This window comes from Streptomyces griseocarneus (genome assembly GCF_014655595.1).
In the GTDB taxonomy this organism is placed as follows: domain Bacteria; phylum Actinomycetota; class Actinomycetes; order Streptomycetales; family Streptomycetaceae; genus Streptomyces; species Streptomyces griseocarneus.
In genome coordinates this window covers 801,681-815,967 of record NZ_BNBL01000001.1, presented here as the reverse complement: position 1 = coordinate 815,967, position 14,287 = coordinate 801,681, and the positions used below count along the sequence as shown (strand labels likewise).

General features: G+C 70.5%; 10 protein-coding genes and 2 pseudogenes. 4 read left to right on the top strand and 8 right to left on the bottom strand.

The window, feature by feature from the left end:
- Window positions 1-87: 87 nt before the first annotated feature.
- A complete protein-coding gene (gene lysX / locus IE295_RS03490) occupies window positions 88-3,456 on the top strand; it encodes a bifunctional lysylphosphatidylglycerol synthetase/lysine--tRNA ligase LysX (RefSeq protein WP_190061897.1) in 3,369 nt (1,122 codons plus the stop codon).
- A 24-nt stretch (window positions 3,457-3,480) separates the two neighbouring features.
- Here lysX and IE295_RS03485 read toward each other — a convergent pair whose 3' ends face one another.
- From IE295_RS03485 to IE295_RS03460, 6 genes are read right to left on the bottom strand one after another with little or no spacing between them, the layout of a single operon-like run.
- Window positions 3,481-4,113 (bottom strand): GNAT family N-acetyltransferase, encoded by a 633-nt coding sequence (locus tag IE295_RS03485; RefSeq protein ID WP_190061896.1) that lies wholly within the window; start codon window positions 4,111-4,113, stop codon window positions 3,481-3,483.
- A 41-nt stretch (window positions 4,114-4,154) separates the two neighbouring features.
- On the bottom strand, window positions 4,155-4,847 hold the full coding sequence (locus tag IE295_RS03480; RefSeq protein ID WP_190061895.1) for an ABC transporter ATP-binding protein: 693 nt from the start codon (window positions 4,845-4,847) through the stop codon (window positions 4,155-4,157).
- On the bottom strand, window positions 4,840-5,751 hold the full coding sequence (locus IE295_RS03475; protein WP_190062387.1) for an ABC transporter ATP-binding protein: 912 nt from the start codon (window positions 5,749-5,751) through the stop codon (window positions 4,840-4,842). Before IE295_RS03475 ends, IE295_RS03480 begins: the two co-directional genes overlap by 8 nt.
- A 38-nt stretch (window positions 5,752-5,789) precedes the next feature.
- A complete protein-coding gene (locus IE295_RS03470) occupies window positions 5,790-6,617 on the bottom strand; it encodes an ABC transporter permease (RefSeq protein ID WP_190061894.1) in 828 nt (275 codons plus the stop codon).
- Window positions 6,618-6,622: 5 nt separating this feature from the next.
- The gene (locus IE295_RS03465; RefSeq protein ID WP_190061893.1) at window positions 6,623-7,591 is read right to left on the bottom strand and encodes an ABC transporter permease; all 969 of its coding nucleotides are present in this window, start codon (window positions 7,589-7,591) and stop codon (window positions 6,623-6,625) included.
- A 32-nt stretch (window positions 7,592-7,623) separates the two neighbouring features.
- Complete coding sequence (locus IE295_RS03460; RefSeq protein ID WP_190061892.1) at window positions 7,624-9,222, bottom strand: ABC transporter substrate-binding protein; 1,599 nt, start codon at window positions 9,220-9,222, stop codon at window positions 7,624-7,626.
- A 623-nt stretch (window positions 9,223-9,845) separates the two neighbouring features.
- Between IE295_RS03460 and IE295_RS03455 the strand changes: the two genes are divergently transcribed.
- The 3 genes and pseudogenes from IE295_RS03455 to IE295_RS03445 form a co-directional block, all read left to right on the top strand.
- Window positions 9,846-11,738, top strand: coding sequence for a midas domain-containing protein (locus IE295_RS03455; protein ID WP_190061891.1), 1,893 nt, complete (start codon window positions 9,846-9,848; stop codon window positions 11,736-11,738).
- Between the two features lie 12 nt (window positions 11,739-11,750).
- Window positions 11,751-12,038 (top strand): hypothetical protein, encoded by a 288-nt coding sequence (locus tag IE295_RS03450; RefSeq protein WP_190061890.1) that lies wholly within the window; start codon window positions 11,751-11,753, stop codon window positions 12,036-12,038.
- A gap of 34 nt (window positions 12,039-12,072) precedes the next feature.
- Window positions 12,073-12,267: pseudogene (locus tag IE295_RS03445) on the top strand (transposase); the annotation flags it as partial.
- 196 nt (window positions 12,268-12,463) lie between these two features.
- Here IE295_RS03445 and IE295_RS03440 read toward each other — a convergent pair.
- Both IE295_RS03440 and IE295_RS34655 read right to left on the bottom strand, forming a co-directional pair.
- Window positions 12,464-13,372, bottom strand: coding sequence for an HNH endonuclease signature motif containing protein (locus IE295_RS03440; RefSeq protein ID WP_505016468.1), 909 nt, complete (start codon window positions 13,370-13,372; stop codon window positions 12,464-12,466).
- Window positions 13,338-13,856: pseudogene (locus IE295_RS34655) on the bottom strand (phosphorothioated DNA-binding restriction endonuclease family protein). Before IE295_RS34655 ends, IE295_RS03440 begins: the two are co-directional and overlap by 35 nt.
- Window positions 13,857-14,287 lie beyond the last annotated feature (431 nt).

Below are 14,287 nucleotides of genomic sequence, written 5' to 3'. Positions count from 1 at the left end.
ACGCGGGCACCCGGCTGTCGTACGGCGTTCGACGGGCGCGTGCCGTTCGACAGGCGTCCGGCGCCGTGGCGTGCCTAGGCTGACGGAATGAGCCGCACAGTCCGGGACCGCGAGCCCGCCCCGGCGCAGGAGGCCGGGGCCCGGGAGGCGGCGGTGCCGGGTTCCGGGCGGGACACGGCGTGGCACCGCTTCCTGCACCGCGTGCCCAACGGGTTCGCGATCTTCTTCGGGCTGGTCGGCCTCTTCTGCGCGGTGACCGCGCTGATCCCCCCGCTGCGGCGGGCGGCGGCGCCGCTGACGGACGCGCTGGACCTGCTGACCGTTCCCACCGCCCCGAACCTCGCCCTCGCCGTCTTCCTGCTGCTGCTCGCCACGGCCATGGCGGCCCGCAAGCGCGTCACGCTGTGGTTCGTCCTGGGCTATCTGACCCTGCTGCTGCTCGCGGACGCGCTGCTGGCGGCGGTGGGCTACTGGGACATGATCCCCTCGCTGGTGCTGTGCATCGCCGCGATGGCACTGCTGATCCTGGCCCGGCGGGAGTTCTACGCGGCCTCGCGGCGCGGCGCGTTCCTGCGCGCCCTGCTCGTCCTCGCGGCCGGGCTCGCCGTGGCCGTGCTCCTCGGCTGGGGCCTGGTCTCGCTCTTCCCGGGCACGCTGGAGCCGGGCGGCGGGAACCGGCTGCTGTTCGTCGTCAACAGGGTGTTCGGCGGCCTGGTCAGCGGCCGTCACTTCGCCGGTCACCCGCCGCACTGGGTGTATTTCCTCCTGGGGCTGTTCGGGGCGCTCGCGCTGCTGAACGCGGCCATGGCGCTCTTCCGCTCGCAGCGCCTGGAGGCGGCCCTGCACGACGACGAGGAGCCGCGCATCCGCGCCCTCCTCACCCGTTACGGCGGCCGGGACTCGCTCGGCTACTTCGCGACGCGCCGTGACAAGGCCGTCGTCTTCTCCCCCAGCGGCAAGGCCGCCGTCACCTACCGCGTGGAGGCGGGGGTCTGCCTGGCCTCCGGCGACCCGCTGGGCGACCCCGAGGCGTGGACCCCGGCCATCGACGCCTGGCTGGAGCTCGCGGGCCGCTACGGCTGGCAGCCCGCCGTCATGGGCGCCGGAGAGGAGGGCGCGCGGGCCTACGCCCGTTCGGGACTGGGCGCCCTGCAGCTGGGCGACGAGGCCGTCCTGCAGGTGGCCTCCTTCGACCTCGAGGGCCGGGAGATGCGGGTGACCCGGCAGGCGGTCAACCGGGTGGAGCGTACGGGCGCCACCGTCCGCGTCCGGCGTCACTCGGCGCTGTCCGAGGAGGAGATGGGCGAGGTCATCCGGCGCGCCGACACCTGGCGGGACACCGAGACCGAGCGCGGCTTCTCCATGGCGCTGGGGCGGCTGGGCGACCCGGCCGACGGCGACTGCCTGCTGGTGGAGGCGTTCGACCGCGAGGGCACGATGATCGCGCTGCTGTCGTTCGTGCCCTGGGGGTCCGACGGCGTGTCGCTGGACGTGATGCGCCGCGACCGGTCGGCACCCAACGGCGTGATGGAGTTCATGGTCACGCGCCTGTGCGCGCAGGCGGGGCGGTTCGGCGTCAAGCGGATCTCGCTGAACTTCGCCGTCTTCCGCTCGGCCTTCGAGGAGGGGGCGCGGATCGGGGCCGGACCGGTGCTGCGGCTGTGGCGGAAGTTGCTGCTGTTCTTCTCCCGGTGGTGGCAGCTGGAGGCGCTGTACCGCTCCAACGTGAAGTACAACCCCGAGTGGCATCCCCGCTTCCTGTGCTACGCCGACGCGGGCGCGCTCGCCCGGATCGGGCTGGCGGCCGGCATCGCGGAGGGGTTCGTCGCGGTGCCGAGCCTGGGCAAGCTGTGGAGCCGTGGGCGCCGCGGGGGCGGGGCGCGGCCGGCCTCCACAGCTGGCCTGCCGTCCCTGTCCGAACTCGGCTTCACCGGCGGCGCCGAGGCCGGCGGACCCGGCGCGGACGAGCTCGCCGGCCTGCCGGAGCAGGTGCGGGTACGGCGGCGCAAGCTCGAGCGGCTGCTCGAGGCCGGCGTCGACCCCTATCCCGTGGACGCCCGGCGCACCCACACCCTCGCCGCGATCCGGGCGGCGCACGCCGGGCCGGGGGCGTCGGCCCGTACCGGCGAACGGGTCGTGGTGGCCGGCCGTGTGCTGCTGATCCGCAACCACGGCGGGATCGCCTTCGCCGTCCTGCGCGACTGGTCCGGCGACCTCCAGCTCGTCTTCAGCCGCGACGGCTCCGGCGAGGAACTGCTGCGGCGCTTCACCACCCACATCGACCTCGGCGACCACATCGAGGCGGAGGGCGAGGTCGCCACCACCGACCGCGGCGAGCTGTCGGTGTTCGTCACCGCCGCCCGGATGACCGCGAAGTGCCTGCGGCCGCTGCCCGACAAGCGGCGCGGGCTGAGCGACCCCGAGGCGCGGGTGCGGATGCGCTACGTCGACCTGGCGATCTCGCCGCGGGCCCGGCAGACCGTGCGGGAGCGCAGCGCGGCCGTGCAGGCGCTGCGCCGGGGCCTGCTCGACCGGGGCTTCCTCGAGGTCGAGACGCCGATGCTCCAGCAGGTCCACGGCGGCGCGAACGCCCGCCCCTTCACCACCCACATCAACGCCTACGACCTCGACCTGTACCTGCGCATCGCCCCGGAGCTGTACCTGAAGCGGCTGTGCGTGGGCGGCATGGAGAAGGTCTTCGAGATGGGCCGCACCTTCCGCAACGAAGGCGTGTCCTACAAGCACAACCCCGAGTTCACGATGCTGGAGGCCTACCAGGCCTTCGCCGACTACCACGTGATGCTGGACCTGACCCGCGAGCTGATCCAGCAGGCCGCCGTCGCCGCCCACGGCGCGCCGGTGGCGGTGCGGGCGGACGCGGACGGCAAGCGGGTCGAGCACGACATCTCGGGGACGTGGCCGGTGAAGACGGTCCACGGCGCGATCTCCGAGGCGCTCGGCCAGGAGGTCGGCCCTGACACCACCGTCGCCGCGCTGCGCGCGCACTGCGACGCGGCGGGCGTGCCGCACCGGCCGGAGGACGGGCGCGGCGACATCGTGCTGGAGCTGTACGAACGCCTGGTGGAGGAGCGGACCACGCTGCCGGTCTTCTACAAGGACTTCCCCACCGACGTCTCGCCCCTCACCCGCCCCCACCGCCACGATCCGCGCCTGGCCGAGCGCTGGGACCTGGTGGCCTTCGGCACGGAGCTGGGCACGGCCTACTCCGAGCTGATCGACCCCGTCGAGCAGCGCCGCCGGCTGACCGCCCAGTCGCTGCTGGCGGCGGGCGGCGACCCGGAGGCGATGGAGCTGGACGAGGACTTCCTGCGGGCTCTGGAGTACGCGATGCCGCCGACGGGCGGGCTGGGGATCGGCGTGGACCGGGTGGTCATGTTCCTTACGGGGCTGTCGATCCGCGAGACGCTGCCGTTTCCGCTGGTGCGGCACCGCTGAGGTACGGCGCCTCCAGAGACAGGCCTAAGGCCGGTAGATGCACGCGGCCAGTGGCGAGTGCGTCTTCCAGCCCAGCGTCTCGTACAGCGCGCGCCCGTCGTCCGTCGCGCCGAGCACGCCGAGGGCCGCGCCGCGGTCCACGGCCAGGTCGGCGAGGGTGCGCATCACGAAGCCGCCCAGGCCGCGCCGGCGGTGGGCCTCCTCGGTGACGACGCGGTCGACGACGGTGGCCTCCCCGAGGACGGCCATCTGGCCCTTGGCGGCGAGTTCGCCCGCCGCGTCGTGCACGCGGACGTAGGTGACGCCCTCGAGGGTCTCCACGGTCGCGGCGTACCCCTCGGGTGCCACCGGGTCCGTGGCGCACAGGTCCACGGCCATCAGGTGGCCGGTCTCCTCCTTGTCCACGACCCAGCCCCCGGGGAGCCACGCCCCGGCCTCGTCGGGGTCCATGGGCACCTTGAGCCAGGTGTGCGGCACGGTCACCGAGGTCGCGGCTCCCCGTACCGCGAACTCACTTGCCTCGGGCAGGACATGGCGCCCCACCTGGTCCGGGAGGCCCACCTCGAGGTAGAGCCCCCAGGGCGTCACGGCCGGTGGGGGCGTTCCCCGCGACACGGCCCAGCCCGCGACCCACGTGCTGACGAGATGCGAAACCATCAAGCCCTCCCGAAGTAATGGTCAACTTCCGGGAGCAGACATTACGTTGCCTTGCGCGGCGAGGCATCTTCTTTATTCGGTACGAGGGTTGACCAGCGGACCGTGCGGTCGCACCAGCGGTCCAGCAGCGCCGCGTCGTGGCCGACGACCAGCAGCCCGGCGCCGCTCTCGCGCCGGTAGTCCTCGACGACGGCGACCAGCGCGGCCGTCGTCGACGCGTCCAGCATCGCGGTCATCTCGTCGCAGATCAGCCAGCGCGGGCGCGGCACGAGCGCCCGCGCCAGGCAGGCGCGCTGCAGCTGGCCGTCGCTGACCTCGTGCGGGCGGCGGGCCAGCAGTTCCTCCGACAGGCCGACGGCGGCTGCCAGCTCGCCCACGCGCGCCGCCGCCTCGGCGCGGGACCGCCCCGACGCGCGCAGCGGCTCGGCGATCAGGTCGCGCAGCCGCAGCCGGGGGTCGGCGGACTGGCGGGGCTGCTGGAAGACCACGCCGAACGCCGTGCGCTGTTCGCGCGGGGCGCGGTGGCGCCAGCCGCGGGCGGGCTCGCCGTCGATGACGACGGTTCCGGCCGTCGGCCGGTGCAGCAACGCGGCGACGCGGGCGAGGGTGGACTTGCCGCAGCCGCTGGGCCCGAGCAGCCCCACGGCCTCGCCGTCGGCGACGGTCAGGTACACGTCCCGCACGACGGGGTCGCGCGGGTCGTAGCCGGCGGTGATGCCGCGCAGCTCAAGCACGGGAGGCCTCCTCGGCGGCCGGGTGGGGGTGATGGCAGGCGACCCCGTCGGCGAGGTCGGGAACAGCCCGGCAGCCGGCCGCCGCCCGGGGGCAGCGGGCGGCGAAGGCGCAGCCCTCGGGCAGGTCGCCCAGTTCGGGGGGCATGCCCGGGATGGGGGTGAAGGCCCGCTCCGGCAGGGCGTCCAGCAGTCCGCGCGCGTAGGGGTGGCGGGGGCCGGGAGCGCCGAAGAAGGCGGTGGCGTCGGCGACTTCCACGATGCGGCCCGCGTACATCACGGCCACGCGGTCGGCGATCCGCTGCGCCGCCGCCAGGTCGTGGGTGATCATCAGCAGGGCGCGGCCCGCGTCCGCGTGCCGGCGCAGCTCGTCGACCGTACGGTCGACGAGGTCGCGGTCCAGGCCCGTGGTGGGTTCGTCGGCGAGCAGCAGGGGCGCGTCGCCGACGAGCGCGAGCGCGGTGGCCGCGCGCTGGGCGAGGCCGCCGGAGAGCTGGTGGGGGTAGCGGTCCAGGTGCCCGGCGGGGAAGGCCGCCCGCTCGGCGGCGGCCTCGGCGGCCGTCCGCAGCACGCGCCCGCGGACGCCGGTGAGCTCGCGCACGGTCTCCTCGAGCTGCGACCGCACGGTGCGGACGGGCGTGAGGTGGGCGGCGGGGCTCTGGGGGACGAGTCCGACGCGGCGGCCCCGTACGGTGCGGGCGAGCGTGCGCTCGTCGGCGGCGAGCAGGTCGAGGTCGCCGAGCAGGGCGCTGCCCTCGGTGCGCGCGTTGCCGGGCAGCAGCCCCAGCAGGGCGGAGGCCAGCACGGACTTGCCGCAGCCGCTCTCGCCGACGAGGGCGAGGCACTCCCCCGGGCCGAGCCGGAAGGACGCCTCGGTGACGGCGGCGATCTCCCGGCCGCCGCGCATGCGGAACCGTACGGACAGATCGCGTACGTCCAGGACGGTCACAGCGTCAGCTCCGATCGGCGGCGCGGGTCGAGCCGTTCGCGCCAGGCGCCGGCCAGGCCCGCCACGGCCAGGGTGGGGACGATGATGAACAGGCCGGGGAAGAGGGTCGGCCACCAGTCGCCCGCCAGGAGGGAGCCGCGGGCGCTGTTGACCATGTTGCCGAGGCTGGCCTGGTGGGTGGGCAGGCCCAGGCCCAGGAAGGACAGCGCCGACTCGTGCCAGATGGCGTGCGGGATCATCAGGACCGCCGCGAGCCCGGCCTGGGGAAGCACCCCGGGCAGCAGGTGCCGCACGGCGACGCGCCACCGCGACGCGCCGCCCGAGACGGCCGCGTCGATGTACGGCCGGGTGCGCAGCGACAGCACCTCGGCCCGTACGATCCGCGCGGTCGACAGCCAGTGGGTGACCGCGACCGACGCGATGACGGGCCAGACTCCGGGCCGGAACAGGGCGACGACGAAGATGCCGAGCAGCAGGTGCGGCACGGAGGAGAAGAGGTCGACGAGCCGCATCAGCGCCCGGTCCGCCCAGCCGCCGAGCGCCCCCGCCAGCGCGCCGACCGCCGTGCCGACGACGGTCGCGACGAGGGCCGCGACGACGCCGACGAGCAGCGAGACGCGCAGTCCGTAGACGCAGCGCAGCAGCAGGTCGCGGCCCACCTCGTCGGTGCCGAAGGGGTGGGAGAGGCCGGGCTGCCGCAGCTTCGCGGCGAGGTCGACGGCCTGTTCGTCCAGGGGGAAGGCGAGCGGCACGACGAGGACGGCGAGGACGACGGCGGCCACGACGAGGCCCGAGGCGCGCAGGCGCGTGATCCGGTTACCCATCGCGGTCACATTCCTTCATGGGCGACCCTCGGGTCCGCCAGTCCGTACAGCAGGTCGGAGAGGAGGTTGCCGAGCAGGACGGCAGCCGTGGCGAGCACGGTCAGGGCCGCGAGCAGCGGGAAGTCGACCTTGGTGGCCGCCTCGACCGTCGCCGAGGCGATGCCGGGCCAGCTGAACACCGTCTCGACCAGCAGCGCACCGGTGATCAGTTCGGGCACGCGGGAGCCGATGAGGGTGAGGACGGGCAGCAGTCCGGACCGCAGGGCGTGACCGAGCAGGACGGTGCGCTCGCTCAGGCCGCGGGCGCGGGCGCCGCGCACGGGGTCCTCGGCCAGGGCGTCGCCGACGCCCTGGCGTACGTACAGCACGAACCACGGCAGCTGCGTGACCGCGAGCACGCCGGCGGGCAGGACGAGGTGGGAGGCGACCTGGCCGGCGGTGGCGACGTCGGTGCCGGTGTCGGTGAGCCCGCCGGCGGGCAGCGCGCCGAGGTGGATCGCGAAGAACCAGATGGCGAGCAGGCCCAGCCAGAAGGGCGGCGCCGCCTCGAGGGTGTACGACAGCGAGGTGACGGCCCGGTCGAGGAGGCCGCCGCGGCGGCGGGCGGCGAGCACGCCGAGCGCCGTGCCCACGACGACGGCGAGCACGAAGGCGACGCCGCACAGCAGGACGGACCAGCCGATGCGCTCGCCGATGACCTGGCTCACCGGCTGGCGCAGGGAGAGGGAGTCGCCCAGGTCGCCGGTCAGGGCGGCGCTCAGCCACTCCCACCAGCGGGCGACGAAGGGCCGGTCGGCGCCGAGGTTCTCGCGCAGCTGGTCCAGTACGTCCTGGCGGGCGCCGAGCCCGGCGGAGCCGGCGTGGGCCCGGGCGGGGTCGAAGGGCGAGGCGGCGGCGAGGGCGAAGACCCCGAAGGTCACCGCGCCCAGCAGGGGGACGGCGGCCAGCAGCCGCCGCCCCGCCATGCGCGCCATGGGCCCCCACGGGAGCCCGGTCGTGCCGCGGCTCACTTCTTCGGCTGCCAGTCCTCGACGTTCCACCACGGGCCGGCGCCGAGGCCGTGGTCATGCGGCTCGACCTGGGTGGAGAGGTCCTTCCAGGCGTCGTTCATGACGTAGAGGTGGTCGACGTGGGTGAGGAAGACGTAGCCGGGGTTGTCGGCGAGGCCGCGCTGGACCGTGTCGTACGCGGCCTTGCGGGCGGCCTTGTCGCCGCTGCGCCGGCCCTCCTCCAGGGCCTTGTCGACGTCGGGGTTGGCGTAGGCGGCCATGTTGTTGAAGCCGTCGAGGGCGAGGGAGGAGTGCAGGAGGTTGTAGAGGTCGAAGTCGGGGTCGGCCGGGTTGCCGCCGCCGGCGAGGACCGCGTCGTCCTTCATGCGCGGCTCGATGACCTCCCAGGTGCCGCTGCGTACCTCGGCCTTGATGCCGGCTTTCTTGGCGTCGGAGGCGAAGGCGAGTGCGTGCTCCTCGCGGAGCTTGTCGCCCGCGGGGAACCAGAGGGTGAAGGCGGCGCGCTGTCCGTCCTTCTCCCGGATGCCGTCGCCGCCGGGCTTCCAGCCCGCGTCGTCCAGCAGCTTCTTCGCCTTCTCCAGGTCGTGGGGGCGCTCGGTGCCCTTGGTGAACCACTCGCTGCCGGTGGGGACGGGCCCGTACCCGGCGCGGCCGGCGCCCTCCAGCAGCTTGTCGACCATGGCCTCGCGGTCGACGGCGAGGTCGAGGGCGCGGCGGACGGCGGTGTCGCCGGTGACCTTGTTCGCGGTCGGCAGGGTCACGCCGCGGAAGTCGGTGGTCTTGGCCGTGATGGTCCGCTTGGTCTTGTCGCCCTTGAAGCCCTTGGCGAGGTTGGGCGGCAGGATGGCGCCGTCGAGGTCGCCGGAGCGCAGCCGGGTGGCGCGCACGTCGTCGTCCTTGATGATCGCCATCGTGAGCTTCTTGACCTCGGGCTCGCCGCCCCAGTAGCCGGGGTTGGCCTTGAAGGTCAGCTTCTCGCCCTTGCTCCAGCCGGTCAGGACGTAGGGGCCGGTACCGACGGGGGCGGTGTTGAACGAGCCGGTGTTGACGTCCTGCCCCTTGGCCACGTGCTCCGGCACGATGGGCAGGACGGTGCGCTCGGCGAAGGGGGCGTAGGGGTACTTGAGCGCGAAGACGACGGTGTCGTCGCCCTCGGCGGTGACCTTGTCGATCGCGTCGAGCTCGCCCTTGGCGGCGTTGTTCGTCTTCTCGTCGAGGATGGTCCGGTAGGTGAAGACCACGTCCTTGGCGGTGAACGGCTCGCCGTCGCTGAACTTCACGCCGCGGCGGAGTGTGAAGGTGTACGTCCGCCCGTCGTCGGTGACCTTGGGCAGCTCGGCGGCGAGGGCGGGCCGCAGCTTCATGGCGGCGTCCCGGCGCAGCAGCCCGTCGAAGACCTTGGAGTTCCCGTCCTTGCCGTAGCCGAGCAGCGGGCTGAGGGTCTCGGGCTCATTGGCGAGCCCGACGACGAGCGAGTCCTTCCCACCCGCGCCGCCATCGCCCCCGGCGCCGGGCGTCGAGCAGGCCACCGCCCCCGCCGCGAGAACGCCTGCCATGGCCGTGGCGGCCACTCCCCGTATGGACCGGGCCGTCATGCCCTACACCTCTGCTCAAGATCTATTGCTATTGCGAACGAATCGCAATTAAACAGCAGGCAAAGGCGGGGGCGGGCGGCGGGGTGGTGACGGTGCAGGTCAGGGGCCATGGGGTGCATCCGGGAGTCATCCGGGGAGCTGAGGCAGCAGTGGGTACAAGCAGGAGGAAGGTGACCGACGGCTACCCCGGGCAGCGAGCGTCTCTCCGCTGTTCGACATTTCGGGTGCGGCTAGATTCAGACGTTTGCTTGCACGCAAGTAGTCGCAGGTCATCCATCATGACCGCAGCAGGCAGGTGACTCGGTCACGACAGCTTGCAGTAGAGGTAGCCACGTGGGCTTCGAACCCCCATGGACAGGCCACAGTCGCCTGCGTGGCGCTGGCGGCTGCGGGGGGGCCGGTAGCACAACCCCGCAGCAAACGCGGAGAACGGCCACGGCGGCCATCGGCGGCCAACACGGGCCACTTCCGAGGCGCGCCGGCCACAACAGCGACGCCGGCGCCCGCCGCGGTGAATCGCCGACACGGGCCCTGGACGCCGCTTCGGCGCCACGGGCCGCTTCGAGTCTCCCCATGTGCCTGCGATTCAAGCGCTTTGACGTGGCAATGTCAGAATGCCGATCATGAGTGACCGTCCACCCGAGCAGCCCCCGCCACCTCAGGAAGCCCCGCCGCCCGAGCCCGTCGACGCCCCGGAGCCGGTGAAGGCGGCGGATACGGACTCCGGTACGGGCGCGGCCGAAGCGCCGGAACTCACGGGTGCGCGCGCCGCGGACACCGAGCAGGCGGACGACGCTCCGGATCCGACGGCTGCGGAGGACTCACAGGAAACGGGTGCCGAGCAAGCGGACAACACCCCGGAACCGGAGCCTGCACAGGAAACCGACAGCGCACCCGAGGAAACCGACACCCTGAAGCCGGAAGCCGAGCAGTGGGACGCTGAGGCTCCGGAACCGGCGAATGCTGAGGACGCAAACTCCGAAACCGGCCCGGTAGACGCACGCGAGGCGGAAGCCGACCAGGCAGACGACGCCCCGGAACCAACGGACGCAAACGAAGCCGACATTCCGGAGACGAAGGCTGAGCAGGCCGACGCTGACGCGCCGGAATCCGTGGACGCGGCGGACGCAGACTCCGAATCAGGCCCCGCAGATACGCACGACGCAGGCGCAGAGCAGGCAGACGACGCTCCGGAACCGGCGGACGCAGAGGAAGTCGACAGCACACCGGAGAAGACCGGCACCCCGGAACCGGGGTCCGAGCCGTCCGACGCCGAGGTCCTGGATCCGACGGCTGCAGAGAACTCACAGGAAACGGGTGCCGAGCAAGCGGACGACGCCCCGAAGCCGGAGCCCGCAGAGGAAACCGACACCCCGGAGCCGGAAGCCGAGCAGCCGGACGCTGACGCCGCTGAACCCACAGACGCGGCAGACGCAGACCCGGAAACAGGCCCGGCGGACACACGCGAGGCGGAAGCCGAGCAGACAGACGACGCCCCGGAACCAACGGACGCAAGCGAGGCCGGCACGGCGGACGCAGATTCCGAGTCAGGCCCCGTGGAAGCGCATGACATGGGCGCCGAGCAGTCGGACGATGCTCCGGAACCGGCGGCTGCGGAGGACTCTGGTGCTAGGGAGGTGGAGGGGGCCGGTGCCTCTGCAGAGTCCTCGGCGGCAGGGGAGCGGGCTGAGGCGCCGGACACCGACTCCTCGGAGCGGGCGGAAGGTCTGTCCGGCACTCGGGAGTCTGGTGATGGGTCCGCTAGTGACGGTTCGGGTGATGAGGCTCCCGAACCGTGGGAGGCATTGGACGGTGCGCCGGAGCGGTGGCACCCGGAAAGTGACGTCGAGGCTCCGGATGAGGCGGGCGACCCCGAGGGCAACAAGCGTGTCATCGTCGATGACGGGTACATCAGGGACGAGCACGGCAACGTCGTGCCCGACACGTATTCCATGGGCCCCCAGGAGGTCAAGGATCGGATCAAGGAACTGGACGACCGCCAAGGGGGTGAGGGCCATGCCCCGGGTCGACACCTGCGTCCCTCCAATGGCGATCTGACGAACCGGTTGGGTGAAACTCTCCCCGACTCGAACGGAAACCCAAAGTTGTACGGGCCCAACTCGGAGTACCACGGACTGCTGAAATCGCAAAACAATATTGACCCGCTCACGGGAACGACTACGGACGGCGTAACAGGGGGAGTGCACCGAGTAGGGGCATTTTCCACACGTTTCGATCACCCAGAAGACCTGATCGCGGCTGATGCGAGGTTCCGGGAATACATAACGGACAACGGAAGTCCACCTCCAGGCAACACCTTGCCGATCTCCGACGTCCTAGGCCCAAGCGGGCATCACAGGCTCACTGGTTTCTACAGAAGTCCAGCGAACCCCAACGAATTCCTCCCCGCAAACTTCGAGAACGGAAACATCAAGGCCATCTATCGCCTCGACGCCAACAACGAGTGGAATCTTCATACCATGTACCCTAACCCCATGCAGGGCAGACACCCTTAAAAGAAGGAAAGAATGAATCAAGAACTACGCACGTTCATTACCGGCTATCTTGACGAAGAACAAGGTTACGACGTAACCGGAAATCTTCGCAGGACACTGCACGGGTTCAATGAAAATTTCTCAGGCTCAGTTCGAGACGGATTTGCGGAATTGCTAAAGTCTCGGGAACTGTCAGTCGAGGAATATGACGGCCTCACCGGAATCGAATTCGACAGCGAAGAGGATCTCTACGAATACTTGAGGAAGATGTACGACTACCTCTTCGGTAGCCTGCCCGAGCAGCCGCTGCCGCCGGGGTAGCACGGGCCATTTACCCCACACGAGGCGGTCATGAATGACAAGCTGGTGGACCGGTGCGATGTGGGACCGGATCACGCCGCTGACGCCAGCCGATCCGGTCCGTGACCGGCGGTGATCCGGCCACCGCCGCACGCTCGAAGCCATCGCGTGGAAGTACCGCACCTGCTCGCCCTGGCGGGATCCACCCGCTGAACTCGGCCCATTCCAGACCGCTCACGAACGCCTGATCATCACGCGGCTGACGGCCTGGCCACAGCCGTTGCACGTATGGAGCAAACCCCGTGAGCTACGTAGGTCAGAAGTCAGAGCGCAGCCGCACGTGACGAGGTCTAGAGTCGTGAGCCACTCCGGCAGGCAGCTGTGGGCCTGCCGGAGGAGAGGCCATCCTTCCGGCTTGGTCGAACACCGCAAGACGGCCCCGTGGTTCACCCGCTGCCGACTGGACTGCACTGTTCCTGTTCTGCGAAGGCCTGGTGTCGAGTACGAGCTATGGCAAGCAAGCTCGTGCGCAGTCCCTGACGGTTAGTCCCTCGCGTTTTCAGAGCATGACAATTAGGGCAGAGAGCAATCATGCTTTCTGGCACGTCTTCACCACCACGCCCGAGGTCGTTTATGTGATCCACCTCAAGTATCGGGGCACCGGTGTCCGTAAGCTCAGTCGGGTGACCAGCACATGATGAGTTTTCGCACCGGCCACCGCTACGAAGTATCACGGCTTCACGCGCAGCTGGTGAACGGAAGTAGCGATCGACCTGCACACTGCGCGATCGCTGAGTACGGCCAGCTCTCGTACGCCGAGCAGCGGCGACGAGCCGGCGGTACCGCTCACGATCGCTCACTGGCGTTTCGCCCACCTCTCGAGGAGCCATGTCGAGCGTGTTGTCATGCATGCTGCCGTCGTCCTCGTTCAGCGCGTCAATAACCTCCTGAGGCCAGTTTTCACGCAGCGGGGACGCGACGGGTGCAAGCACCCATACATACTCCCGACGATTCTTCCCGTCTTCTCCACGGCCCCAGCGACTGTGGCATTCGACGATCACTACCCAGGTCTCAAAGCTCCACTGGCCGCCGTAAGGCTTGTGCCAGTAGCGCAGCGCTCGCTGTTCTGCCTGATAACGGGCCATAGAGCGATTGCCGTTGCGAATCTGTTGATCACCCGAAAGGCCGTCACCGGTATAAGCGATCCAGTTCGTACCCGCGATGCGCGTATCCGCGTGCGGACCCTTCTCATCCGAGTAGACCGTCAAGATGCCATCAGCCAACGGAGTGATGCCAAGGACGCGGTTCCCGCCGTAAGCGTCAGCCACCTCCGACGCGCGGACGCAGGGACGCATCGATACGCCCGGCCAGCAAGTCGGTGAGGCTCAGGGCATCCAACAGGCCAGCTGGTAGCGGCTCGAAGAACCTCAACAACAAGCTGCCCGCTATCCGGGCTGCAAGCTCCGGATCTCTCGACACAAGGTTGAAGTCCTCCTTCGGGAGCCCAGCGAGAGGGTCAGCGGCATCCAGTGCTGCCAGGGGCGGCCGCCGCCCACCACTGGTGAGCTCCAATCGGTCGGCGCCGTCCACCTCCCACAAGCGGTTCCTCCGCAAGGCCCAGAACGATTAATGAGCCCCCCTGGAGGCTCCGAGGTATGCATCCATCAACGGGGTGAGGGCGTCACGAACCGTGGACCAATGATGCTCACGTCGGCCATGCACTGCTTGACCTATAGCCCACAGCAGCAGCAACGGCCGGTGGGTCGCCTGACCGGACCCTCGTACAGCCGGCGCAAGGTCGCCCACCCGCTTGATCAAATTTGCTTCAACATCCGGCATTCGACCCTCCTGACAGACCACTTGCGAACCATCAAACGAAGTATCCGGTACTGACAGCTGGCAGCAGCGCCAGATTGGCCTCAGCGGAACTCCCGGGGCAGGTCTAGTCGCGGCGACGCTGAGGTCGCGTACGAGGTGCTCGGGCAGTCGTCGGAACGAGAGCCGTGCCCTCAGCCCGCGCGTGGGTATTAAGTGGGTTCCCGCCAGCGCAACTTTCACCAAGAGGTCACAGGTCAGGGGCTGTGTCCGCCTCGAAGAGGAGGGCACCCACCGGCGGCGTGTGCCCTTGTTGTGCGGCTGCTTCACCGGCGTGCGCCCTGGCTGCCGGGTGCGTGGCAGGAGGAGAGTTGGGTCTGCGTTCCGGGGTCGGGGCGGCTTGGGATCGGGTGGGAGGCGGATGAGGGTGGCAAAGGTGCCGCAGCGGTGTGGCG